The sequence below is a fragment of the Streptomyces araujoniae genome, from assembly GCF_050871195.1.
GTDB classification, from domain to species: Bacteria; Actinomycetota; Actinomycetes; order Streptomycetales; family Streptomycetaceae; genus Streptomyces; species Streptomyces bacillaris.
Genome location: NZ_CP194070.1, coordinates 7,422,983 through 7,446,403 on the forward strand (window position 1 = coordinate 7,422,983; position 23,421 = coordinate 7,446,403).

General features: G+C 70.3%; 22 protein-coding genes. 9 read left to right on the forward strand and 13 right to left on the reverse strand.

All coding sequences use genetic code 11. The features are described from left to right. Positions 1–24: 24 nt before the first annotated feature. From ACQ9ZG_RS31375 to ACQ9ZG_RS31390, 4 genes are all read right to left on the reverse strand, one after another. Positions 25–1,509: an NDP-hexose 2,3-dehydratase family protein gene (locus ACQ9ZG_RS31375; RefSeq protein ID WP_109917517.1), complete on the reverse strand. Its 1,485-nt coding sequence runs from the start codon at positions 1,507–1,509 to the stop codon at positions 25–27. Next, positions 1,506–2,123, reverse strand: a complete 618-nt coding sequence (locus ACQ9ZG_RS31380) for a dTDP-4-dehydrorhamnose 3,5-epimerase family protein (protein WP_109917516.1) — start codon at positions 2,121–2,123, stop codon at positions 1,506–1,508. Before ACQ9ZG_RS31380 ends, ACQ9ZG_RS31375 begins: the two co-directional genes overlap by 4 nt. Then, on the reverse strand, positions 2,120–3,439 hold the full coding sequence (locus ACQ9ZG_RS31385) for an activator-dependent family glycosyltransferase (RefSeq protein ID WP_109917515.1): 1,320 nt from the start codon (positions 3,437–3,439) through the stop codon (positions 2,120–2,122). The genes ACQ9ZG_RS31380 and ACQ9ZG_RS31385 overlap by 4 nt, the downstream gene beginning before the upstream one ends. 85 nt (positions 3,440–3,524) lie before the next feature. Continuing rightward, the gene (locus ACQ9ZG_RS31390) at positions 3,525–5,351 is read right to left on the reverse strand and encodes an ABC transporter ATP-binding protein (RefSeq protein WP_109917514.1); all 1,827 of its coding nucleotides are present in this window, start codon (positions 5,349–5,351) and stop codon (positions 3,525–3,527) included. Between the two features lie 117 nt (positions 5,352–5,468). On the opposite strand from ACQ9ZG_RS31390, the gene ACQ9ZG_RS31395 reads away from it, so the two are divergent. The 3 genes from ACQ9ZG_RS31395 (at position 5,469) to ACQ9ZG_RS31405 (ending at position 8,472) form a co-directional block, all read left to right on the forward strand. Beyond that, on the forward strand, positions 5,469–6,089 hold the full coding sequence (locus ACQ9ZG_RS31395) for a TetR/AcrR family transcriptional regulator (protein ID WP_219995648.1): 621 nt from the start codon (positions 5,469–5,471) through the stop codon (positions 6,087–6,089). A 25-nt stretch (positions 6,090–6,114) separates the two neighbouring features. After that, a complete protein-coding gene (locus tag ACQ9ZG_RS31400) occupies positions 6,115–7,062 on the forward strand; it encodes an SDR family oxidoreductase (protein ID WP_109917512.1) in 948 nt (315 codons plus the stop codon). Between the two features lie 96 nt (positions 7,063–7,158). After that, the gene (locus tag ACQ9ZG_RS31405; RefSeq protein WP_109917511.1) at positions 7,159–8,472 is read left to right on the forward strand and encodes an activator-dependent family glycosyltransferase; all 1,314 of its coding nucleotides are present in this window, start codon (positions 7,159–7,161) and stop codon (positions 8,470–8,472) included. Here the strand turns inward: ACQ9ZG_RS31405 and ACQ9ZG_RS31410 are convergent. Next, positions 8,465–9,232: an SDR family NAD(P)-dependent oxidoreductase gene (locus tag ACQ9ZG_RS31410; RefSeq protein WP_109917510.1), complete on the reverse strand. Its 768-nt coding sequence runs from the start codon at positions 9,230–9,232 to the stop codon at positions 8,465–8,467. The genes ACQ9ZG_RS31405 and ACQ9ZG_RS31410 overlap by 8 nt on opposite strands. A 55-nt stretch (positions 9,233–9,287) precedes the next feature. Continuing rightward, positions 9,288–9,608 (reverse strand): antibiotic biosynthesis monooxygenase family protein, encoded by a 321-nt coding sequence (locus tag ACQ9ZG_RS31415; protein ID WP_018487489.1) that lies wholly within the window; start codon positions 9,606–9,608, stop codon positions 9,288–9,290. Positions 9,609–9,777: 169 nt separating this feature from the next. Between ACQ9ZG_RS31415 and ACQ9ZG_RS31420 the strand changes: the two genes are divergently transcribed. Beyond that, positions 9,778–10,212, forward strand: coding sequence for an ester cyclase (locus ACQ9ZG_RS31420; RefSeq protein WP_093751100.1), 435 nt, complete (start codon positions 9,778–9,780; stop codon positions 10,210–10,212). Between the two features lie 73 nt (positions 10,213–10,285). Further along, positions 10,286–11,320, forward strand: coding sequence for a dTDP-glucose 4,6-dehydratase (gene rfbB, locus ACQ9ZG_RS31425; protein WP_109917509.1), 1,035 nt, complete (start codon positions 10,286–10,288; stop codon positions 11,318–11,320). A gap of 96 nt (positions 11,321–11,416) precedes the next feature. Here the strand turns inward: rfbB and rfbA are convergent, their stop codons facing one another. The 4 genes from rfbA to ACQ9ZG_RS31445 all read right to left on the reverse strand — a co-directional run bounded on the left by rfbA (position 11,417) and on the right by ACQ9ZG_RS31445 (position 15,199). Next, on the reverse strand, positions 11,417–12,307 hold the full coding sequence (rfbA, locus tag ACQ9ZG_RS31430; protein WP_109917508.1) for a glucose-1-phosphate thymidylyltransferase RfbA: 891 nt from the start codon (positions 12,305–12,307) through the stop codon (positions 11,417–11,419). 132 nt (positions 12,308–12,439) lie between these two features. Then, positions 12,440–13,549, reverse strand: coding sequence for a DegT/DnrJ/EryC1/StrS family aminotransferase (locus tag ACQ9ZG_RS31435; protein ID WP_109917507.1), 1,110 nt, complete (start codon positions 13,547–13,549; stop codon positions 12,440–12,442). Positions 13,550–13,637: 88 nt separating this feature from the next. Continuing rightward, positions 13,638–14,348: a class I SAM-dependent methyltransferase gene (locus ACQ9ZG_RS31440; protein WP_109917506.1), complete on the reverse strand. Its 711-nt coding sequence runs from the start codon at positions 14,346–14,348 to the stop codon at positions 13,638–13,640. 71 nt (positions 14,349–14,419) lie between these two features. Beyond that, positions 14,420–15,199, reverse strand: coding sequence for a cyclase family protein (locus ACQ9ZG_RS31445; protein WP_109917505.1), 780 nt, complete (start codon positions 15,197–15,199; stop codon positions 14,420–14,422). Between the two features lie 161 nt (positions 15,200–15,360). Here ACQ9ZG_RS31445 and ACQ9ZG_RS31450 point away from each other — a divergent pair, with 161 nt between their 5' ends. Beyond that, the gene (locus ACQ9ZG_RS31450) at positions 15,361–15,777 is read left to right on the forward strand and encodes a nuclear transport factor 2 family protein (protein WP_499281471.1); all 417 of its coding nucleotides are present in this window, start codon (positions 15,361–15,363) and stop codon (positions 15,775–15,777) included. Positions 15,778–15,844: 67 nt separating this feature from the next. Here the strand turns inward: ACQ9ZG_RS31450 and ACQ9ZG_RS31455 are convergent, their stop codons facing one another. Beyond that, positions 15,845–17,101, reverse strand: coding sequence for a cytochrome P450 (locus ACQ9ZG_RS31455; protein ID WP_109917504.1), 1,257 nt, complete (start codon positions 17,099–17,101; stop codon positions 15,845–15,847). A gap of 226 nt (positions 17,102–17,327) precedes the next feature. Between ACQ9ZG_RS31455 and ACQ9ZG_RS31460 the strand changes: the two genes are divergently transcribed. The 3 genes from ACQ9ZG_RS31460 to ACQ9ZG_RS31470 are packed head-to-tail and all read left to right on the forward strand — an operon-like array spanning position 17,328 to position 20,485. After that, on the forward strand, positions 17,328–18,164 hold the full coding sequence (locus tag ACQ9ZG_RS31460) for an SDR family NAD(P)-dependent oxidoreductase (protein WP_109917503.1): 837 nt from the start codon (positions 17,328–17,330) through the stop codon (positions 18,162–18,164). Between the two features lie 4 nt (positions 18,165–18,168). Beyond that, entirely contained in the window at positions 18,169–19,482 is a 1,314-nt protein-coding gene (locus ACQ9ZG_RS31465; RefSeq protein WP_109917502.1) for an activator-dependent family glycosyltransferase, read from the forward strand. Positions 19,483–19,498: 16 nt separating this feature from the next. Further along, on the forward strand, positions 19,499–20,485 hold the full coding sequence (locus ACQ9ZG_RS31470) for an NAD-dependent epimerase/dehydratase family protein (protein WP_109917501.1): 987 nt from the start codon (positions 19,499–19,501) through the stop codon (positions 20,483–20,485). A gap of 1,121 nt (positions 20,486–21,606) precedes the next feature. Here the strand turns inward: ACQ9ZG_RS31470 and ddaH are convergent. Both ddaH and ACQ9ZG_RS31480 read right to left on the reverse strand, forming a co-directional pair. Then, positions 21,607–22,419 (reverse strand): dimethylargininase, encoded by an 813-nt coding sequence (gene ddaH / locus ACQ9ZG_RS31475; protein ID WP_028417985.1) that lies wholly within the window; start codon positions 22,417–22,419, stop codon positions 21,607–21,609. Between the two features lie 18 nt (positions 22,420–22,437). Further along, positions 22,438–23,382, reverse strand: coding sequence for a methionyl-tRNA formyltransferase (locus tag ACQ9ZG_RS31480; protein WP_109917499.1), 945 nt, complete (start codon positions 23,380–23,382; stop codon positions 22,438–22,440). Between the last annotated feature and the right edge of the window lie 39 nt (positions 23,383–23,421).

Below are 23,421 nucleotides of genomic sequence, written 5' to 3' on the forward strand. Positions count from 1 at the left end.
CGGTCGAAATTAAGCCTGGGCCCTCTAGCTTCTCTCGACTCTCGCTGTCCTCCCCGAGTGCTCCAGCAGACTGTGCAGGCACGCCACCAGGGTGCGTGCCTGGATGTTGAGGTAGTGGCTGTGCCGCAGGAGTTCCGTGAGCTGGTGGACGGCTGTCCAGCGGTACTCGGGGTGCTCGACTCCGGTCGGAGCCACCTCCACGATCCGGTACCGGTTGAGTGCGTGGTAGAAGCGCCCGCCTTCCTCCGACAGCACCGTGTCGTACCGGATCTGCTCCGGAGCGGCCGAGAGGACGGTGTCCAGGAACTCCGGACGGGCCGCGGCGGGCAGCGCCGCGAGACTGTCGGGGATGCACTGGACGGTCGGAGCGAGTTCGACGACGTCCAGGAACCCGGGCTCCGGCCGGGCGTGCATCAGGGCGTGCAGCACACCGTCGAAGTCGGCGACCAGCAGGGCGATCACTCCACGTCCGTGCTGCCGGATCATCGGCTGGGACCAGAGCGCCACCTCCCGGCCGCCCGCGGTCACGTCCACACCGATGACCGAGAAGAACGCGCCGCTCTCGTGCGCGATCCGCTCGGGAGTCCGCCGCCAGCCCGCCAGCCCGTCCAGCGGCCGGAGCCGGGCGGACACCTCGGTCCGGGTCCGTACCTCGGTCAGCCAGCGCAGCAGTTCGCCGGTCGAGTGGCGGCTGCCTGCCGCCGTCGCACAGGAACGCACCAGCGCGCCCCGGAAGCCGCTGCCGTCCGACCGCAGCACGGTGTCGAGCCCGGGGCCCGTGAGCGGCAGACAGGAGAGCACCGAACGCAGATCCATGTTCACGGTGTCCTCGACGGCGAGCAGTTCCTGGATCTCCCCGATGGTGAGCCAGATGAAGCCGTCCAGGAGCGGAACCTCCCCGACCGCCTCCACCACCATGTTCCGGTTCCGCTTGCGGTAGAACCACGAGCCCTGTTCGGATTGGCGCACATCGGCTATCCGTCGGTGGTGCCAGGGCTCACGGAAGAACTCCACGTACGGCACGGCCCGGCCCCGGTGGACCCGGAGGTAGTTGCTCCGGGTCGCCTGCACGGTGGGGGCGAGTTGGAGACCGTTGCGATTGCCCGGCTCGACCTTGGCCTGCACCAGAGCCCGGAGCACACCGTCGAACTCTTTCACCAGCAGTCCCAGCACACCGATCTCCGGCTGGTGGATCACCGGTTGCGTCCAGTGCTGGACCGGCCCCTGCGGGCGGTGGACCGAGAGCCCCTCCACACTGAAGAACCCACCGCTGCGGTGGTGGAGGCTGCCCGTGCCGGGTTCCTGGCGCCAGCCCTCCAACTCCGCCAGCGGCGCCGGACGCACCCGGGTGTAGGCGCGTACTCCGAACTCCTCGAACCACTGCCGGAAGCCGGCCGGCGGCCCGCCACCCCGGCCGCGCTCCCGTACCGATTCGCCGAGCCGCAGGGTGACGTCCGCGAGGTCGTCGTCCGCCACCGCCGGCCGGCCCGCGGCGGAAGGCGCGGTCACGCGGGCCTCAGCGCCCGGTCGATCTTCAGACAGGCCTGGTAGTCGGGCAGCAGACCCGCGGCACGGGCCTCCTCCAAGGTGGGGGCGACTCGGTCGCGTTCGGAGAGGATCGGGGCCGTGTCCGTCTGCAGGGGCAGTCCGAGGGCCGGATCGAGGACCGACAGCGCCGCTTCGTTCTCCGGAACGTACTCGCCGGAGAGCATGTAGGACACCACCGTGTCGTCCTCCAGCGCGATGAAGCCGTGGGCCATCCCGACCGGGAGGTACACGGCCCGGAAGTCCTCCTGGTCGAGCAGCGCACTGTCCCACCGGCCGAACGTCGGGGAACCCACCCTGATGTCCAGGATGATGTCGAGTGTCCTGCCCCGGGCGCAGTAGACGTACTTGGCCATGCCCGGCGGAGTGACGGTGTAGTGCAGTCCGCGCACCACACCACGGCGCGACCTGCTGTGATTGGTCTGGGCGACCGGGAACAACCTGTGTCCGGTGGCCGCGACGAAGGCAGCCTCCTGGTAGGGCGACACGAAGACGCCGCGATCATCGCCGAAGACCCTGGCCTGGAACTCGAATCCCCCCTCGACGCCGAGGGCACGCGACTGCATGGTGATCGTCATGGTTCGCTCCGATGAGGCTGTGGACGGTGTTCGTCCGTCAGGCGTTCGAGGGTGGGCACGATGTCCCGGGGCGCGGGCATCGCGAGCATTTCCCTGCGGACGCCGGCTGCGGCACGGGCGAACGAAGGATCGTCCAGCACCCGGGTCAGCAGCGCACGCAGGGATGCTGCGGTCTGCGGCACGTCGTCGGGCACCGCGATCCCCGAGCCGCTGGTCTCCAGATGGCTCCGCTTGGCGGCGCCGTCCCACAGCGGGGCCGGGAAGACGATCTGCGGTACACCGTGGAGCTGCGCGGTCTGCAGGGTGCCCGCGCCACCGTGGTGCACGATCGCCGCACAGGTCGGCAGCAGAGCGTCCAGCGGGACGTGGTCCACCACCCGTACGTTGCCGGGGACGCGCGCCCCGGGCGGGAGTTGCGAGGCGTCCAGGGTGGCGATCACCTCGATGTCCAGGTCGGCGACCGCTTCCAGCAGCTCGGCGACCGGTGCGGGTTCGTCGCCCAGCACGTCCCGCCCGGCGTGACCGAGCGTCACGCAGACGCGAGGCTTCTTCACCGGCTCGTACAGCCAGGAGGGGATCGAGGAGGCTCCGCCGTACGGTACGTACCGTACGGGCACGTGGTTGCCTCCGGCCGGCCCCCGCATCGAGGCGGGGATCGGGTCGATGGTCCACTGCCCCGTCACCGCCTCCTCGCAGTACGCGACACCGTGGCGCGCCAACGTCCGGCCGAGCCAGTGCTCCAGCGGATCGTGGCGCTCGGAGACCGGCCGCTCCAGGAGCGACTTCCGGAACGTCGCATGGCTGCGCCCGATGAGGTCGAGGCCGAACAGGAGCCGGGCGTGCGCCGCGCCCGCGGCCATGGCGGCGACCGGTCCCGCGAAGGTCTGACAGTCCCAGATGACCAGGTCGGGGCGCCAGGAGCGGGCGAAGGCCACCAGATCGTCGATCATGGACGGCGGTGACAGGCTCGGGTAGACGTAGGTCGTCAGAGCCTCGAACGCATCATGGAGATAGCCGTGGGTGAGCCGTTCCGGACGCGTCCCGGAGAGATCCGTGAGGCTGACGAAGTCGAGGTCTTCCGCGGCGCGGGGAGCGTCGGCTGCACCCCGCGCCCGGGTCATGCCGTCCATCTGCTCGTCCAGACGCAGCTCCTCGCCGACGGCGACACCGGTGAGACCCGTGTGACTGATGTACTCCACGAGGTCCGGTTGGCTGGCGACGCAGACGTCATGGCCGGCCGACCGCAACGCCCATGCCGCCGGGATCTGGATGTGCAGGTGGGACGTGGCTGCGAAGGTCGTGAACAGGACCCGCATCAAGACTCTCCTCTTCTTTCGCCCCGAAGCGTGGGCCACCCGCCTCGCAGCCCGCTCAACGACCGCTGGACGGACGACACGGCTGTCAGACGCCCGCGCCGTCCTCCTGGAGACGCCGGTGCTGCCGACCGACCGTCGCGATCCGCAGCGCCGCGACCAGATCCCGGTAGAGGTCGTCGGAGGTGAGCAGTTCGTCATGGGTTCCGGAGGCGCGGCAGAGGCCGTTCTCCATCACCATGATCTGATCGGCCTCCACCACCGTGGACAGCCTGTGCGCGATGGTGACCACGGCTCCGTCCTCCGCGACCTTGACGATGGCGTCGTGGATCGCGGACTCGGTGAGGCCGTCCAGCTGTGCGGTCGCCTCGTCCAGCAGCAGGATCTCCGGCCTGCCCAACAGGGCCCGCGCCAGGGCGATGCGCTGTCGCTCGCCGCCGGAGATCTCGGTGTCGGACACGGTGCTGTCGAGGCCCTCCTCCAGTTCACGCACCCGCTCGTCGAGCCGCACGGCCCGCAGCACCGACCAGAGGTCGTCCTCGCTCGCCTCCTGGTGGTTGTAGAGCAGGTTCTCCCGCAGAGTGCCGGGCACCAGAGGGGTGTCCTGCTCGACGTAGACGATCCGCCTGCGCAGTTCGTCGAGGTCGTAGTGGTCGAGCGGGACACCGTCGAGGCGGACCGTTCCCCCGGTCGGGTGCAGGAAGCGCAGCATCAGCGAGAACATCGTGGTCTTCCCCGCCCCCGACGGGCCGACGACAGCGGTGTGGCCGCGGCGGGCGATGGAGAGGGAGACCCCGTTCAAGGCGGTGCCGGTGTCCGGTCCGTACCGCGCGACGACGTCGTGGAACGTGAGGACGGGGGAGGCGGGCGCCCGCTCCGGAGCCGGAACGGCTTCGTCCGGGGCGGGAACGAGGGCGGGGCGTCGCTCCTCGGGCAGGTCCTGGATCTCCTTGATGCGCGCGGCCGCCACCAGACCGGACTGGAGCAGCGAGACCGTCTGGGTCAACTGGGTCACCGGCTCCACGATCCAGAACGCGTAGAGGAGGAAGGCGACCAGGGCGGAGACCGGCAGCATCCCCTCGCTGACCCGCCAGGCACCCACCGAGAGGATCATCAGGATCGCACCCTCGAAACCGACGCCCGCCAGTGTCCAGGTCAGCGACTCGATGCGGATCGCGCGTACGCGTTGACGCGCCGACTCCCGGGCTTCGACGAGTACCCGCTCGCTCTCCCGGCCCTCGCCGCGGCTCGCCTTGACGGTGCGGATCGCCCGCAGCGCGCCTTCGAGTACCCCGCCGAGCCGGCCGATGGCAGCCTGCGCCCGCTCCTGCGCACGTGCCAGCGGTGGCATCAGCAGGCCGATGGCGACGGCCATGACCACCAGGGTGCCCAGCATCACCAACAGCAGGACCCAGTCGAGCGTAGCCATCAGCACGAGGGCGCCGGCGATGGTGATGACCGCGCCGAAGAACTCCAGCGCGGTCGAGGCCGCGGCTTCGCGCAGCAGCACGGTGTCCGACGTGACCCGGGTGACCAGCTCGCCCGACGAGCGTCGGCCGAGGATTCCCAGGGGCGCGTGGAGCAGGCTCTTCACCATGGAGGTGCGTGCGTCGAGCACGATCTGTTCGGCCAGCTTGCCGAGAAGGACCGCCTGGTACAGACCCACCACGGCGCCCACCACGAGCAGCCCCACCAGCAGCCAGATGGCTCCGGCGATCGGCTTCGACTCGGCCAGCCCGTCGAGGATCCACTTGGTGGCCATCGGCGTGGTGAGCATCGCCGCAGTGGTGAGCGTGGTGAGGACGAAGGCGACGAGCAGGGTCCATCGATGGGGTCGGACGAATGACCAGAGCACCCTGAGGTTGGCCCAGCGCAGCGGCGGCGCCTCGGTCGCGGAGACATCCGGTTCGGTCACGGCAGGGGCCTTTCGCGGGAGTTTCAGTGGGAAGGCTGTCCCTTGGAATGGGACACCGATGTCCCAAGTTAGCATGATGGAATTCCGATGTGGGGGTCTTCTGCTACCTTTGGGTACGTGAGTGACATCGCCGGGGAGTCCGGAACGCGGAACCGTACGCGCCGCGCCATCTTGGGCGCCGCTGCCGAGGTGCTCGCCAGGGACAGGACCGCCACCCTCGCCGACATCGCCAAGGCGGCCCAGGTCGGGCGCAGTACGCTGCACCGCTACTTCCCCGACCGGGACGTCCTGGTCCACGCTGCGGTGGCCGACTCGTATCTGGTGATCCAGCAGTCCATCCAGGACGCCGCGGTGGACCAGGGCACGGCGTTGGAGGCGATGCGCCGGCTCGTCGCGGCCATCGTGGACACCGGAGGCCGGATGCTCTTCCTCTACGGCGACTCGCGCGTCCTGGAGGACTTCGCGGCGCGCGACGGCGGGAGCGACGCGGGGGAGCCGGGAGAGGGGGGCGAGTCCGACACCGCTCCGGACTCGGTCTCCTCGATGGTCGTCGACCTGATCAGGCGCGGTCAGTCCGAGGGCGTCTTCGATCCGGGCCTCGACGTGGACTGGGTGCAGGACGTGATCTGGGCTCTGGTCTACACCGGCTGTGAGGCCGCGAGCCGCGGCACCCTGCCGCGCCACGGTGTCACCACCGCGGTGGTCCGCATGCTGGAGAACGGAATCCGCGAACAGTGAGCCCATCGAGAGGACACACGACGTCATGGCAATTCTGGTGGCCGGTGCGACAGGAAACGTGGGTCGGCATGTGGTCGGACGGCTCGTCGAGGCAGGGCAGGACGTCCGCGCGCTGACCCGCCGTCCGGGGGCCGCCGCACTGCCCCCCGAGGTCCGCGTCTTCGAAGGCGACCTCACCCGCCCCGAGACCCTGCCGCCCGCTCTGGAGGACGTGCGGACCATGCTGCTCTTCCCGGTCGGGGAGGCCGTGGACGAGGTGGTGGCCCTGGCAGCGAAGGCCGGGGTGCGCCGGATCGTGGTGCTCTCGTCTGCCGCCGTCACCGCGGGCTACGACACCGAGTACCACTACCCGGTCGAGCAGGCCGTCGAGCGGTCCGGGCTGGAGTGGACCCACGTACGACCCGGTGAGTTCGCGGTCAACTCGCTCTACCTCTGGTCTCCTTCCGTCAAGGCGGAGCGCCGGGTGGTGGACGTCGACCTCGACACCCCCGGTACCCCCATCCACGAGGCCGACATCGCGGACGTGGCGGCGGCCGCGCTGATGGACGACCGGCACGCCGGTCAGGCGTACAACCTCGCCGGCCCCGAGGCGCTGACCCACCGTGACCAGATCGCCGCCATCGCCGCCGCCCTCGGTGAGCCGCTGCGCCTGGACGAGGTCGAGCCCGAGGAGGCCAGGGAGTTCTACCGGGTGCAGGGCGGTTGGGCCGCGGAGAACGCGGACTTCCTCTTCGGCTTCGAGGACTACTCGGGGGAGACGACCGACCCGACCGGAGCGGACCGGCAGCAGGGGGCCGACCACCCGTCCGGTGACGGCCTGGAGGACGGTCGGCAGCGGTCCGCGGATGGCGAGGCGGAGGAGCAGGTCTGGGAGGAGCCGGACATCCCCTGGCTCACCTGCACCGACATCACCGGCGGACCCGCCCGCACCTACGCCGAGTGGGCCCGTGACCACGTGGACGACTTCCGCTGACCCACGGGACGGCAAGGTGTCCAGCGCGATGCGAGCGGCTTGCACCCCCATCCTTCTAGCGTGGGCGAACGAGCTTCATCGGCAGAGGAGTTGGGGATGCGGGTCCTGTTCACGGCGTTCGCCACCAGGTCACACATGTACGCCTTCGTGCCGCTCGCCTGGTCGCTGAGGGCGGCCGGTCACGACGTCCTGGTGGCGAGTCAGCCCGATCTGGTCGAGGACATCCAGGCCACCGGGCTGACCGCCGTGGGTGTCGGCGAGCCGCTCAACCTGGCCGAGGACATGATCTTCGAGGATCTCGCGCCGGGACCCGATGATCCCCACGGCGTCGACATGAACACCTGGCCCGAGCTGCTGGACATCGGCGAGACCTCATGGGACCGGATCACCGACGACTACGCGCAGGGCGTCTTCGCCGCCTACGGGCCGCTGATCTTCCACTCCCTCTCCTCGGTGATGATGGACGGCATGGTCGACTTCGCCAGATGGTGGAAGCCCGACCTGGTCATCTGGGACACGATGACCTATGCGGGACCGGTCGCTGCCAAGGCGTCCGGTGCCGCCCACGCCCGGTTGCTCTTCGGGCTCGACCTGGTGGGCTGGATGCGTCAGCACCATCTGGCGGCCCTGGCCGGGCGGCACCCCGCACTGCGGGACGATCCGATGGCCGAATGGCTGAGCTGGACCCTCGGTGACTACGGCCGCGAGTTCACCGAGGACACGGTGCTGGGGCAGTGGACGATCGACCCGGTCCCCACCTCCATGGCGCTGCCCACCTCCACCACCCGGCTCCCGGTCCGGTACGTCCCTTACAACGGGCCTTCGACGATTCCGCCCTGGATCAGTGAGAAGCCGGGCCGTCCGCGGGTCTGCGTCACCATGGGCGTCTCCCAGCAGGAGGTGTTCGGGAAGGACCGCGCGTCCCTCCAGGAGATCATCACCGCCACCGCCGAACTCGACATCGAGGTCGTCGCCACCTTGAACGCACGCCAACTCGCCACCCTCGGTGAGCTGCCGGCCAATGTACGAGCGGTGGACTTCGTCCCCCTGGACGCCCTGCTGCCCAGCTGCGCCGCCATCATCCACCACGGCGGATCGGGCTCCTTCAAGACCGCGCTCGCCCACGGCGTACCGCAGATCATCGTTCCGGCCATGCTCTGGGACACCGTACGCAAGGCCGAACTCCTGACCGAGGCGGGTGCAGGGCTGCGGATCGAGGACCCCGACCGGTTCACCGCCGCGGAACTGCGCGACCTCCTGAGCCACATCCTCGACGACCCCTCCTACGCCCGACAGGCCGCCCGGTTCCAGCGGGAGATCCGGGCGACCCCAGCGCCCGCCGATATCGTGCCCACCCTGGAGGGGCTCACCGCACACCACCGCACGGGCGCCACGACCTCTGTCAGGTGAGTGAGAGCCCACCGTCGACGGTAATGACCGTGCCGTTCGCGTAGTGGGCCTCGGGGCGCGTCAGCTCGGTGATCCACCAGGCGATCTCCTCCGGGGTGCCGACGCGCCCCGCCGGCGACTGTCCCGCCATCTGCGCCAGGAAGCCCTCGTACTGTTCGGGCGACATGCCCATCCGTAGACCGATGCCGCTGTCGACGACGCCCGGTGCGATGCCGACGACCCGGATGCCGCGGGGCGCCAGCTCCACCGCCCAGGTGCGGGTCAGGAAGTCGAGACCGGCCTTGCTCGCACCGAACACACCGGCACGGGGCCAGGCGCGCGATCCCACCGCCCCGGAGGAACCGACGTTGACGACGGTTCCTCCGCTGGAGCCCAAGGCGTCGAGGGCGGCCCTGGTCAGTGCGATCGGGCCCAGCAGATTGGTGGCTATCTGCGCCTCGTCGTCCTCCCGGGTGTGCTCGCCGAGCGTGCCGTACCGGGACGTGGCGGCATTGTTCACCAGGACGTCGATCCGGCCGAACTCCCGCAGCGCGTCTCCGACCACCAGTTCGCCGACGTCGGGCCGCGTGAGGTCGGCGACCACCGTCCGTACGGTGTCGTGGCCCTTCGCCGTCCCGGCGAGGGTCGCCCGGGTCCGCCCGGCGATCAGCACCCGGGCCCCTTGCGCGGCGAACGCGTGTGCTGTCGCCCGGCCGATCCCGGTGCCGCCCCCGGTGATCACGACGACGGGTGTCTGGACTTCTTCTACGGATTTCGACATGGGCACAGCGTGCGGAGCCCTCCTCGAACCGGAGTCGACTCCGCCTCGCTCCGGGCTAGCCCGCGGCGCGAACGCTCGCACGCGGCAGGTACAGATGGGGCTCGCTGGTGCTGAGTGCGCGCAGCGCCTCCGCATGGGACCGGAACTCGGGCCGGGCGACCGCGCGTCGCAGTGACTGCGCGTCGTCCCACCGCGCGATGTTCACATAGCGGCTGCCGTCGGTGGTGTGCCGCATCAACGTGTGTTCCACGAATCCGGGTTGCCGTGCCATGAACTCCGCGGTCCGCGAGAACGCCTCCTCGAACTCCTCCGGAGCGGCGGAGAGCGTGAACGTGTTGATGAAGGTGACTCCAGCGTCAGGCGCTTGGGCAGTCATGTCCGAAATCCTCTCGCAGACGTCGATGGGCTGCGCGCCAGCATGGAGCAGCGGGCTCGTCGCCCGCTCAAAGCCCGCCCGACGGATTCGAGCCGATCTCGACGGGGCGGCGATCGGCGAATGCCACGTTCTGTCTGCCCGCCAACGACCGGACCAGGGAGCGTGACGCATGAGCGAGCAGATCGAAGCCGTACGCAGGGTGATCAACGCCTTCAACACCGGGGACGCCTCGGACGCCGCCGAGTACCTCCACGAGGACTATCTCAATCCGGCCACACAGGAGCACGGCATCCCCCCGGGCCCGGGGGGATTCCAGATGATCGTCAAGTGGGTGAAGATGACCTTCTCCGAGGAAGCACACCTCGAAGAGGTCAAGATCGAGGAGAACGGCGAGTGGGTCCGTGCCTACCTCGTCCTCTACGGCCGGCACGTCGGCAACCTGGTCGGATTCGCACCCACCGGCCGACGCTTCGCCGGTGAGCAGGTCCACCTCTTCCGCTTCGTGGACGGCAAGATCCGCGACCATCGGGACTGGCCCGAATTCCAGGGCACCCTGCGCCAGCTCGGTGAGCCCTGGCCCGAAGGAGGCGGCTGGCGCCCCTGATACCCGATCCGGCCCTGCCCGTCTCCAGCGGGATCCGGCTCGCTCACCAAGAAGTCCTCCTAGCCTGGAGCGCATGGGCACCCTCATGATCACCGGCGGGGCCGGATTCATCGGATCGCACTTCGTCAGACACTGGTGCGACACCCATCCCGGGGACCGTGTCGTCGTCGTCGACTCACTCACCTACGCGGGCAACCTCCGCAATCTCGACGATGTGCGGGACCACATCGTCTTCGAAAGAGCGAGTATCGCCGACGGCACGGTCATGGAAAGCGTCCTGCGCTCCCACGGGGTGGACATCGTCGTCAACTTCGCTGCCGAGTCCCACAACTCCTACGCGCTGCTGGAACCAGGGCAGTTCTTCCTGACCAACGTGCTCGGGACACAGACCCTGCTGGAGGCCGCGCGCCGCGTGGGGGTGGGCCGTTTCCACCATGTCTCGACCTGTGAGGTCTACGGGGACCTGGACCTGGACGCGACGGAATTGTTCACCGAGTCCTCCCCGTACCGGCCGCGCACCCCCTACAACGCCAGCAAGGCCGGGGCCGACCACGCGGTCCGGGCCTACCACGAGACCTTCGGCCTGCCGGTCACCATCTCCAACTGCGCCAACAACTACGGTTCGCACCAGTTCCCGGAGAAGGTGATACCGGCCTTCACCACGTCGGCGCTGGACGGCAAGCCCCTCCAGTTGTACGCCCGGACGGAGAACCGCCGGGAGTGGATACACGTCCTGGACCACTGCCTGGCCATCGAAGCCGTGCTGGAGCGCGGGCAGGTCGGGCGGACCTATCACGTCGGCACCGGGCAGGAGGCGTCCATCGAGCAGATCGCCGATCTGGTCCTGGACGAACTCGGACTGCCCGCCTCCATGAAGACCGTCGTCCCGGACCGCCCCGGCCACGACCGCCGCTACGTCCTGGACTGGACCACCTTGCGCGAGGAACTCGGCTGGCGGCCCCGGACCGACCTCTCCGAGGGGCTCCGGGAGACCGTCCGCTGGTACGCCGGGAACAGGGCTTGGTGGGAGCCCCTGATCGACCGGATGCCGGTCGACGAGGGCCGGTGGCCGACCGGCACTCCGGGCGCCGGCCCGGGAGCCCGCTGACCCGTCGGCGCACGGCATCACGTCGAGGACAGGGGAACAGTGGTGGGGGGACGGCCACGGACGGCCGTACCCCCACTCTCCGGGCACGGGGGGCTCTCACCCCGGCGCGGTGGCGCTCCTGGCTTCCTCGGCGATCGCCATCACGTACTGCCCGTACTCGGACGCGGCCAGTTCCATGCCCAGCGCGGCACAGGCACTCGCATCGATGAATCCCATGCGCAGCGCCACCTCCTCGACGCACGCGATGCGTATCCCCTGTCGCTTCTCCAGCGTGCCCACGTACTGGGTGGCCTGCTGGAGGGATTCGGGGGTGCCGGTGTCCAGCCAGGCGGAACCGCGGCCGAGATCCACCAGCTTCGCCTGGCCGCGCCGCAGATAGACCAGGTTGACATCGGTGATCTCCAACTCGCCGCGCGGCGAAGGGGCGATGTTCTTGGCGATGTTGACCACGTCGTTGTCGTAGAAGTACAGGCCCGTGATGGCCCGGTTGGAGCGGGGGTGAGCGGGCTTCTCCTCCAGCGAGACCAGGCGCCCCCGCTCGTCGGCCTCACCGACGCCGTACCGCTGGGGGTCGTGGACCGGGTAGCCGAAGAGCACGCAGCCCTCGACGTCCCGTGCGTTCTCCGCGAGCACATCGGAGAACCGGTGCCCGTGGAAGATGTTGTCGCCCAGCACCAGGGCCGCGGAGTCGTCCCCGATGTGGTCGGCGCCGATGATGAACGCCTCCGCGAGCCCGCCGGGACGTGGCTGCTCGGCATAGCTGAGCTTCAGGCCGAGTTGCGAACCGTCGCCGAGCAGTCTGCGGAACTGCGGCAGATCGGCGGGTGTCGCGATGATCAGGATCTCCCGTACGTCGGCGAGCATCAGCACGGAGAGCGGGTAGTAGATCATCGGCTTGTCGCCGACCGGGATGAGCTGCTTCGACACCGCGAGGGTGATCGGATACAACCGGCTGCCGGTGCCGCCTGCCAGAATGATTCCCTTCATGGGGTTCCCCGTTCTCACCGTCCGGGGCGGACGGCTCCTCGATGTGCGCGGAGCCCCGGGGCGGACGTGTGTTTCCTCGACTAAGCGCGCCGGCCCCGCCACCGGGGCGAGGGACCGGCCGGCGCGGCATCCTCACAACGTGGCCAGTACGTCGCGCAGCGCGCCGATGACCTTGTCCTGGACCCCGCCGGGCAGCGAGGGATACATCGGCAGCGAGAAGATCTCCCCGGCCGCCTTCTCGGTGACCGGCAACGAACCCTTCCGCCACCCCAGGTGGGCGAACCCGCTCATGGTGTGGACGGGCCAGGGGTAGCTGATGTTCAGCGAGATGTCGTACGCCTTGAGCGCCTCGATGACGGCGTCGCGCCGCGGATGGCGTACGACGTAGACGTAGTACACATGGTCGTTGCCCGGCGCGATGGCCGGCAGCACCAGATCCGTGTCGCCCAGCCCTTCGGCGTACCGCTGGGCGATCGCCCGCCGGCCCTGCGCGTACCCGTCGAGACGGCGCAGCTTGCGGCGCAGGATCTCCGCGTGCAGTTCGTCCAGCCGGCTGTTGTGCCCCGGAGACTGGACGACGTAGTAGCGCTCCTCCATGCCGTAGTAGCGCAGCCTGCGCAGACTGGCGTCGATCGTGGCGTCCGAGGTGATGGTCGCCCCCGCGTCGCCGTACGCGCCCAGCACCTTGGTGGGATAGAAGGAGAAGGCCGCCGCGTCCCCGAAGGTCCCGGCCAACCGGCCGTGGTGGCGGGCGGCGTGTGCCTGGGCGCAGTCCTCGATGAGCACCAGCCCGTGCCGGTCGGCGAGCGCCCTCAGCGGGGCCATGTCGACGCACTGCCCGTACAGGTGCACCGGCAGCAGACAGCGGGTGCGCGGGGTGATGGCCGCCTCGACCTGGTCGACGCGCATCAGATAGGTCGCGTCGTCCACGTCCACGAACACCGGTGTCGCGCCCACCGAGACGATCGCCACGACCGTCGGCGCCGCGGTGTTCGACACCGTGATCACCTCGTCGCCGGGACCGACCCCCGCCGCCTGGAGTCCCAGCTTGATCGCATTGGTGCCGTTGTCGACACCGACGCAGTGGCCGACGCCGTGGAAGGCGGCGAACTCCTGCTCGAAGCCGCGCACGCTCCGGCCGAGCACCAACTGCCCGGAGCGGAGCACGGTGTCGATGGCGTCGTGGATGTCGTCGCGCTCGTTCTCGTACTCGGACAGGTAGTCCCACACATACGTGGTCATCGGATGGCCTCTCTGACACGTCGTCCGTGACATGTCGTCAACGGGGTCGGAAGCGGACGGCCCGTGCGGTCCGCGGACGGCTCCGGGGTCAGGCCCGGACGCCGACGAAGAGCCCGCGGCCGGTCGGCGCGCCCGGGAGGTACTCCACCGAGCAGCCGGCGGCGGCGAACGCCTCGGTGTACTCCTCCTTGGTGAACAGGGTGAGGACGTCGATCTCGGTGAACTCCCGGATCCCCGAGACATCACCCACCAGGAACCGGACCTCCATGCGGGTGGCCCGGCCCTGGAGCGTGGAGTGCGAGATGCGTGCCACCGTCAGCCCGTCCTCCCGGCCCAGGTCGCCCGCGACGTACCCCTCCACGTGGTCATCCGGAAACCACCACGGCTCGATGACCAGGACCCCGCCCGACGGCAGATGGGCGACCATCGACGAGACGGCCGCCCGCATCTCCTCGACCGTGCCGAGATAGCCGATCGAGCAGAACATGCACACGACCGCGTCGAAGGTGCGGCCCAGCGAGAAGTCCCGCATGTCACCGGCGTGCAGCGGCACCCCCGGCAGCCGCCGCCGCGCCGACTCCAGCATCGGAGCGGCGATTTCCAGGCCCTCGGCGTGCTCGAACCGTTCGTCGAAGGTGGCGAGATGGGCCCCCGTGCCGCAGGCGACGTCGAGCACGGAGGCGGCGCCGGGCCGTCGCGCCCGGACCAGCCGCACCACGTCCTCGGCCTCGCTCGCCCAGTCCTTGCCGCGACTGCGGTAGAAGATCTCGTACACCTTGGCGAGTTCCTGGCCGTACATTTCGTTCCCCCTGGGGTCGGCAGCGTTGGTTCGTCGGTCCCCACGGCGCGCGCGGGGGCGGCCTTTCGTGCTCAGTCGTCGACCATGGCGACCGCCCTGGTCCAACCCGCGCCCGCGCCGCGGATCTTCACCGGGAAGCAGGAGACGCGGAATCCGTACGGACCGGGCAGGGCCCCGAGATTGGCCAGCCGCTCGACCTGGCAGTACTCGCGCTGCCGCCCGGCGACATGGGCGGGCCAGAGCACCGACCGGTCGCCGGTGCTGCGGTAACGGGCGATGATGTCCCCGAAGGGCGCGTCCAGGCTGAACGCATCGGTGCCGATCACCCGCACGCCCAGGTCGAGCAGGAGGTGGACCGCAGGGCCGTCCAGCCCGGCGAAGTCCGTGAAGTAGGCCCCGGTGCCCGCCCGGTCGTCCGCGCCGGTGTGGAGCAGCACGATGTCCAGCGGGTCGGGAGTGCGTCCGATGCGGGCGAACTCCTTCTCCAGCCGTTCCGCCCCGATTACCCCGGTCGGTGCGTCGGTCACGTCCAGCACCATGCCGGGCCGGTGGAACCAGTCCAACGGCATCTCGTCGATGTGGCGGGGCACTCCGGTGCCGTAGGCGGTCCTGGAGCCGTAGTGCGACGGGGCGTCGACATGGGTTCCCGTATGCGTCGTGAGGGACAGCCGGTCCAGTGAGAGGAACTCACCGTCGGGCAGCTCGTCCGGGTCGAAGCCGATACCGAAGTGCTCCCGCATCTCCGCGCTCATGTGCTCGGCGCCCTCGCGCGGCGACAACACCTCGTGTACCACCGGATCGGGCTCGACGGACGAGGCGTCGACGGGCGAGGACAGATCGATCAGGCGCATACGTCACCTTCGGGCCGTGGACAACGCTGAAGCCCGATGGTGCGCGGCCTTCGCCGCAGGCCGATGGAGGATGGCTGGGGCCGGGCCTCAACGGAACGTCGAAGACGGTGCGGCATCGTCCCCGTAGCCGAGAGCGCGGGCAGCGGCCCGGGGAGGAGAACGTGGTGTCAGTACAGCTATTCGCAGAGGTCCAGCATTTCTACGCACGGCACATGCAGTACCTCGACGACGGGGCCGCCGAGGAGTGGGCCCGGACCTTCACCGAGGACGGCAGCTTCCACCCGCCGTCCCTGCCCGAACCGGTACGCGGGCGCGAGGCCCTCGCGGAGGGCGCCCGGAAGGCGGCCGCCGGGCTCGCGGAGGCGGGGGAGGTGCACCGCCATCTGCTCAGCATGGCCGCCGTCGACCCCGGGGACGACGGCACCCTCCGGGTCCGCAGCTACGCACAGATCGTCGCCACACCTCGGGGCGGCCCGCCCCGGCTGCACCTGATGTGCGTGTGCGAGGACGTGCTCGTCCGTGAGGGCGGCGAACTCCTGGTGCGGGAACGCCGCGTCACCCGCGACGACCGGCCCTGACCCTCTGGCGGGTCCGTGGGCCTCACCGGCCCGCGGACCCGCCCCGCGAGCCGGGAACGCCCGTCGGCTACCCCCCGAGTTGCACGGTGAACGAGGAGAAGTCCCGCAGCGGCAACGACCGGCGGCGCACCGGCTCCTCCGCGAAACGCAGCTCCGGAAGTCCCTCCACGATGGCCATCAGCACCGCCGCGATCTCCATCCGGGCCAGATTCATCCCCAGGCAGTGGTGGATTCCGCTGCCGAAGGCCAGCGAGCGCGGCGCCTCGCGCGACGGGTCGAACACCTCCGGCCGCGGATTCGCCGCCGGGTCCCGGTTCGCCGCTCCGAGCAGTACTCGCACCGGTGAGCCCGCGGGTACCACGTGCTCGCCGAAGCGCACCTCTTCGGCGGCGTACCGGAAGCCGGCCGACATGGGCGCGGGCGCATCCCACCTGAGTACCTCGTCCACGAACCTCGACGTGCCCTCGAAATCGGCGAGCCCCGGCCGATGCTCGGGGCGGCGCAGCAGGGTGTGCACGGCGATGTCCAGCGCGGTCGCCGACGTCTCGAACCCCGCCGTCAGCAGGGCCACGAAGACCGCCTTCAACTCGTCGTCGGTCAGCGTCTCCGGCTCGGCGGCGTCCGGCGCCACCAGCGCGGACACCAGATCGTCCGCCGGTCGCGCCCGGCGCCTCTCCACCAGCTCCCAGAGGCGGTCGAGGAGCGTGTGCAGGGCCACGTCGGCGTCCTTGAGCGTCTCCGTGTCGCTGCTGGGGTCGACCACGTTGATGATCTGCGGAATCAGATCGGCCAGCAGCCGGTCGTCGTCGAGCGGCAGCCCCAGCAACCGGGCCATCACCTGGAGCGGTACCGGTACGGAGAGCTCGTGGTGGAAGTCGATGACTGCGCCGTCGGCCGACCGGGCACCGACCTTCGCGACATGGTCCCGCGCGATGGTCATCACGCCGCTCTTGAGGGATTCCACCCGACGGGGGGTGAAGGCCCGGCCCACCACCCTCCGCAGCCGTGTGTGCTGTGGAGGATTGGCGTTGACGATCGAGGTCACCAGCACCTTGAAGGCGTCGTACCGGCTCTGTTCGGGCATGAACCGGGCGAACGTTTCGGCATCCGGCGCTGGGAAGAGCGCGGGGTTCTTCATGACGTAGGAGCAGTCCTCGAACCTGGTGAGGACGTAACCCCCCAACTGGGGTGCGAAGTGCACCGGTTCGTGGGTGCGGAGCCAGTCGTAGAGCGGATAGGGGTCGTCCTGTCCCGGGGCGAGCAGTCCGCCCAGGACCTGCGATGCTTCAGTGGTGGCCGGATTCCGGTGATCTTCGGGGTTCACCCGGGTGCTCCTCGTTCGAACGGCGGCGGTCCCGCGTAGCGTGACCGGCCCCCTTCGAGCGTGACTCAACGCAAACTCGATGTCCGGCGGTCACCATGGCCCCACGTCGCCCCAGACCGTGTGCCCGGCGGACCGCAGCGGCGGGCGGCGGAGCCGTGCCGGTGCGCGGCACCTGTCGTGCGGAACGACCGTGAGAGGTGAGCTTCGAGAGATGAGTGGTGAGGACATGCCCCAGACCCCCGACGATTCCCGCGTCTGGTTCGTCACCGGAGCCTCACGCGGCCTCGGTCGCGCCTTCGCCGAGGCCGCGCTCGACGCGGGGGACCGGGTCGTCGCGACAGCACGTGACGTCTCCGCCCTCGACCCCCTGATCGACCGTCACGAGGGCCGGTTGGCGGCCCTCTCCCTCGACGTCACCCGACGCGACGAGGTGATGGCCACCGTCGCCCGGGCCGTCGAGCTGTTCGGGCGCCTGGACGTCGTCGTCAGCAACGCGGGGCAGCTCCTCTACGGAATGGTCGAGGAGACCACCGAGGCACAGGCCCGCGCCCATCTCGACGTCAACTTCTTCGGAGCGCTCTGGGTCGCACAGGCGGTCACCCCCGTCCTGCGCGCCCAGGGGGCGGGTCACTTCCTGCAGGTGTCCGTCGCCGGCGCGGGCGGCGGCTCCGCTTCGACCGGGTTGTACAGCGCCGGCAAGGCCGCCGTCAGCGCACTCGGCGAGGCACTGGCCGAGGAGGTCGAGCCCTTCGGCATCAAGGTGACCCTGCTGGAGCCGGGGGAGTACGACACCGGACTCGGTGAACTGGGCACCACCGCCACCGAGGAACTCGACGTCTACGACGAGGCGCGGGCCGGGATGACGGAGTCCTGGAGCGAGGCCGGAGAGCCCGCCGCGGATCCTGCCCGGGCCGCCGCCGTCGTCCTCGAGCTCTCCCGCATGGTCAGCCCTCCCCGGCACGTCGTGCTCGGCGGTACCGCGTACGACGACGCACTGGGCGATCTGCGGGAGCGGATCGAGGCCCGCACCTCGTGGGCCGGGCTCAGCCACCGGGCCGGCTGAGCCCGTGCGGGTCCTCTTCACACCGTTCCCCGCCACCACCCACGTCAACACGCAGGTTCCGCTGGCGTGGGCGCTGCGGTCGGCCGGGCACGACGTCCGTGTGGCCACCCAGCCCGATGTCCTCGACGACATCCTCGACGCCGGGCTGACGGCCGTGCCCATCGGCCGAGCCCTGGACGTCGCGGCCCGGATGAACCCCGACGGCCCGGCAGCCACCGATGGACCCGAGGCCGGACCGGAGCAGCAGGACGACGAGGAGGAGTGGCTCGACGTCCTGGACATCGGGGAGACGAACCCGCGGAAGCTGACGTACGACCACCTCCAAGGAGTCCTCACCACCTGGACGCACGTGGTGCACCAGAACACCAACCCGCGTCCCGTCATCGCGGAACTGACCGAGTTCGCCCGCTCGTGGAAGCCCGACCTGGTGATCTGGGACACCATGTACTACGCCGGAGGCGTGGCCGCGATGGCGTCAGGAGCCGCCCACGCCCGGCTGCTGTTCGGCCTCGACCTCATGGGGTGGGCCCGGCAGCACTACCGCGCACACCTCGCCCGACGGCCGCCCGAACTGCGGGACGATCCGCTGGAGGAGTGGCTCGACCCCCTGCTCCGCTCCTACGGTCGCACGTTCACGGAGGAGGCCGTGCTCGGACAGTGGACGATCGATCCGCTTCCGGCCTCCCTGCGGCTGCCGGTCGACCGGCCCTTCACCCCTGTCCGGTACGTGCCCTTCAACGGCCAGTCGCCGTTCCCCGAGTGGCTGCGCGAGCCGCCGGCTCGGCCGAGGGTCTGCCTGACCCTCGGCCGTTCCTTCCGGGAGATCGTGGGCGGCGATCCGGCATCGGTCCAGGCACTGCTGGAGGCCGTGGCCGCACTCGACATCGAGGTGATCGCCACCCTGGACACCGGTCAGCTCGGCTCGCTGCTCCGGGTGCCGGACAACGTCAGGGTTGTCGACTTCGTCCCGCTCGACCTGCTGCTCCCGACCTGTGCGGCGATCGTCCACCACGGAGGGTCGGGCACGGTGGCCACGGCACTCGCCCACGGGGTGCCGCAGATCATGGTGCCCACCCGCATGTGGTGCAACCTCCCCAAGGCGCGCAGGGTCGAGGAGCTCGGTGCCGGGCTCCACCGGCAGGCCGGGAAGTTCACCGCGGACGAACTCAGGGCGATGGTGGTGCGGGTGCTCGACGACCCCTCGTTCGCCCGGAACGCCACCCGTCTGCGGGAGGAGTCGCTCGCCGCTCCGGCCCCCGCCGATTTGGTCCCCGTACTCGAACGGCTCACCGCAGCCCACCGCACCGACCACCGCTGAGGAGTGACCCGCCGTCATGAGCGCGCACAGTTCCGCGGCCCCCTCTCCCCACGCCGGTCCCCCCGGGCCCGAGGCTCCTCGCTCCGGCACGGTCGCCGTCCTCGGCGCCACCGGATGCGTGGGACGACAGGTGTGTGTGGCCTTCGAACGGGCGGGGCGGGAGGTCCTGGGGATCGCCCGCAACCGCGGTGACCACCCGCCGCGCGACGCGTTCACCGCGTTCGACGTCGCGGGCGGCGACCCCGCCGAGCTGGCCGGACTGCTGACCGCCGCCGGGGTGGACACCGTGGTCAACGCCACCGGCGGATGGGTGTTGACCGAAGAGGCGATGCACGAGTCCCATGTCCTGCTGGTCGAGCGACTGCTCGGGGCGACGGCCCTGATGGCCGTGAGACCGAGGGTCGTCCAGCTCGGTACCATCCACGAGTACGGCTTCGCCGACGAGGGCGTGTCGATCGACGAATCCTTCGTGCCGGACCCCGTCACGCCCTATGCGCGGACGAAGCACGCCGGTTCCGCCGCGGTCCTCGCCGCCACCGCTGCGGGGGAGGCCGACGGTGTGGTCCTCCGCCCGGTGAACCTGTGCGGGCCGCACACGCCGGAGGCCAGCTTCCTGGGCGCGCTGATGGCCCGGATCGCGGCGGCCGACCCGCGCGAAGGCCTGGAACTCACGCTCGCCGACGCCCGACGCGACTACCTGGACGTCCGCGACCTCGCGGCGGCGGTCCTCGCGGCGGCGCATGCCCCGGTGAGCGGTCGGGTGATCAACCTGGGCAGGGGCGAAGCCGTACCGATGCGCGAGATCGTCGCCCTGGTCGTCGCCGCATCGGGCTTCCCCGCCGACGCGGTGCGCGAGCGGACGGCCGAGGTGCAGAGCAAGGGGGGGAACTGGACCCGCGCCGACATCTCCTTGGCGGGAGAGCTGCTCGATTGGCGCCCCCGGATCGGCCTGCGTGATTCCCTCCGGGACATGTGGGCCGTCGGTCCGGGGCGACACCCCTAGCGTCCCGGGCGTGCCCCGCCGCCGACCGGCCGCGGCGGGCCACGGAGGAACGTCGGCCCAGGCCGTTACGCACCGCCGTCGTACAGCCGGGCGCGCGCCGCCACGACGACCCGGCGTTCCGCCGTCGCGATTCGCCCAGAGCGAGGAGGGACTGCCGTACCTCGGGAAGGGAGTCGAAAGTGATCTTGCCGTACGGATGGGAAACGCCGACGGGGTCGTCCATGCCCACCAGCAGTCCGCTCGTGCCGTACGGCGGAGAGGTCCCGCGCGGTCGCCGCCGGAGCCAGGCCGGTGGCGAGGAGTTGCCTTGCACGCCGGTTCGGCGGCACGGCGGCAACCAGGACGAGCGGGTTGAGAGCGTGCCCCGACGCGGTCGTGTGGAAGTCCGCCATCAGGACGTGCCATGGTTCGGCCGTGTCCGCGGACTCCGTGGGCCCGGGAAGACGGGCCTGCGGGGACACCTTGAGCACCTGCTGACGGACCCGCCTTCCGTTGAGCAGCAGATCGGTTCACGGGTCCAGCCGGCGCCTGCGGATTTTGAGCACGGGATCAGCGCACATGCCTCGTCCCTGTCCTCGCTCTCCGACGGGGAGGAGCTGGGGGAGCCGGACTTCAGCAGAACCTTGTTCGGGCAGCGGACGCCCTGGGCGAGCAGCTGGGCGGGCTCGGCGGGAATGCCCGACCGTGATCAGTCGTGGTGCGGAAGGATATGAAGGACGGCGACGGTGTGGGAGGTGGCCCATCGGTGCAGGCTCTCCCAGAGAGGACGCCGGTGCCAGGCCGCACCCACCCCGTCGGTGAGCACCAGGGCACCGTGGACCGGTCGTCCGCGAACGACGGAGCCTCCAGTACTCCCTGGTCCGGCGCGTCGAAGAGATCCTCCGGCTTTGCGGACCGGCGATTGCGCATCTTCACCATGTGCACACTGTGGAACAGCGGCAGATCCCGTACGTGCGCGGCTACGGCATCGGCACCGGGTCCCACCCCGTCAGGAAGGGGGACGGGCGGGAGGGACGCCGGTGGAAGGGCGTCCCCGCAGGGTGGCCCGTCCCCCGATCGCCCGGCCCCTCGGGCGGGCCCATGACCCGCCCGAAGGGCGTACGGAGGCGGGGGCGGCGGGGTCAGCCCGCCGCCCGCAGCTCCAGGGTGCAGCACTTCACGCTGCCGCCCGCCTTGAGGAGTTCGGAGAGGTCCACTCCGATCGGGTTGAAGCCGCGGTCGCGGAGCTGGTCCGCGAGGGCGGTGGCGTTCTGGGGGAGGACCACGTTCAGGCCGTCCGACGTGGCGTTGAGGCCGAACACCGCCGCGTCCTGGGCCGAGGCGATCACGGCGTCCGGGAAGAGGCGGCGCAAGACGGCGAGGCTGCCGGGGGAGAAGGCGCCCGGGTAGTAGGCGACCGTCTTCTCGTCGAGCACCGTGAGGGCGGTGTCCAGGTGGTAGTAGTCGGGGTCCACCAGGGTCAGCCCGACCACCGGGCGGCCGAAGAACTCCTGGGCCTCGTCGTGCGAGCGCGGGTCGCTGCGGAAACCGGTCCCGGCGAGCAGCAGGTCGCCCACCAGCAGGTAGTCGCCCTCGCCCTCGTTGACGACGCTCGCGGTGCGCAGGTCGGGGAAGCCGTTGTCGCGCAGCCAGTCGTGGTACGCGGGGCCCTCGGCGATGCGCTCGGCGTCCCGGAAGCGGGCGACCAGGGCGCGTCCGTCGACGACCGTGGCGCCGTTGGCGGCGAAGACCATGTCGGGGAGTCCGCGGACGGGCTCGATGGTGTCGACGGTGTGCCCGAGGTTCAGGTAGACCTCGCGCAGCCGCTCCCACTGGGTGATGGCCAGCGGAGTGTCGACGGGCTTCTTCGGGTCCATCCACGGGTTGATGGAGTAGACCACGTCGAAGTAGGTGGGCCGGCACATGAGGTAGTGCCGGGCACGTGGGGTACGCATGGGTGTGGGTCCCGATCGTCAGGGGCGGCCGGTGAGGTAGCCGCCCATCGAGGTGAAGTACTCGGTCGCGGGAAGTTCGCGGCCGTCCCCGGTCCGTACGCGGGTGATGGCCAGACCGTGGTTGCGGCCGGTGCGGGCATCGGCTCCGGCGACGATCACGACGCCGTCGCCCTCGCGGTAGAAGATCCGGCCCGGGGTGCCGCCGTAGCGGCCCTCGGACACGACAGCGGCGAGGATGTCGAGCCGCTGCCCCTTGTGGAAGGTGAAGGCGCTCGGATACGGCGCGGACTGGGCGCGGATCAGACGCTCCAGGTCCTCGGCCGGCCAGTTCCAGTCGATACGGATGTCCTCCTCGGCCCGCTTGTGGAAGAAGCTGGCCCTGGAGCGGTCCTGCGGGGTGAACTCGGTCCGCCCCGAGGCGATCAGGCCCAGCGCCTCGGTGGTGACCGGGGCGATGAGGTCGACCGTACGGTGGAAGAGGTCGGTGGACGTGTCCGTCGGCCCAACGGCGACCGACCTCTGGACGACGATGTCGCCCGCGTCCAGCTCCTCGTCCATGAGGTGGGCCGTGACCCCGACCTCCGGCTCGCCGTTGATGAGCGCCCAGATCAGCGGCGAGAAGCCCGCGTAGGCGGGCAGCAGGGAGTCGTGGATGTTGAGCGTGCCGTGCACGGGGAGGTTGTAGATCTCCGGCGGGATCCAGGTCCGCCAGTTGTTGGCCACGATGATGTCCGGGGCCACCTCCTTGAGCCGGTCCAGCAGCTCGCCGTCCGGCCGGTTGCGGATGATCACGGGGATGCCGTGCTTCTCCGCCAGATCGGCCACGGAGTCGCTCCAGATCTTCTCGTAGGCGTGCTCGCTCCTCGGGTGCGTCACGACCGTCACCACATCGTGCTCGGAGTCCAGCAGCGCTTGCAGAGTGCGGTGCCCCCAGGTCTGGTAACCGAACATGACGACCCGCATGGAGGTGCCTCCTTGGATGAGCGATGGACCGGCGACCCA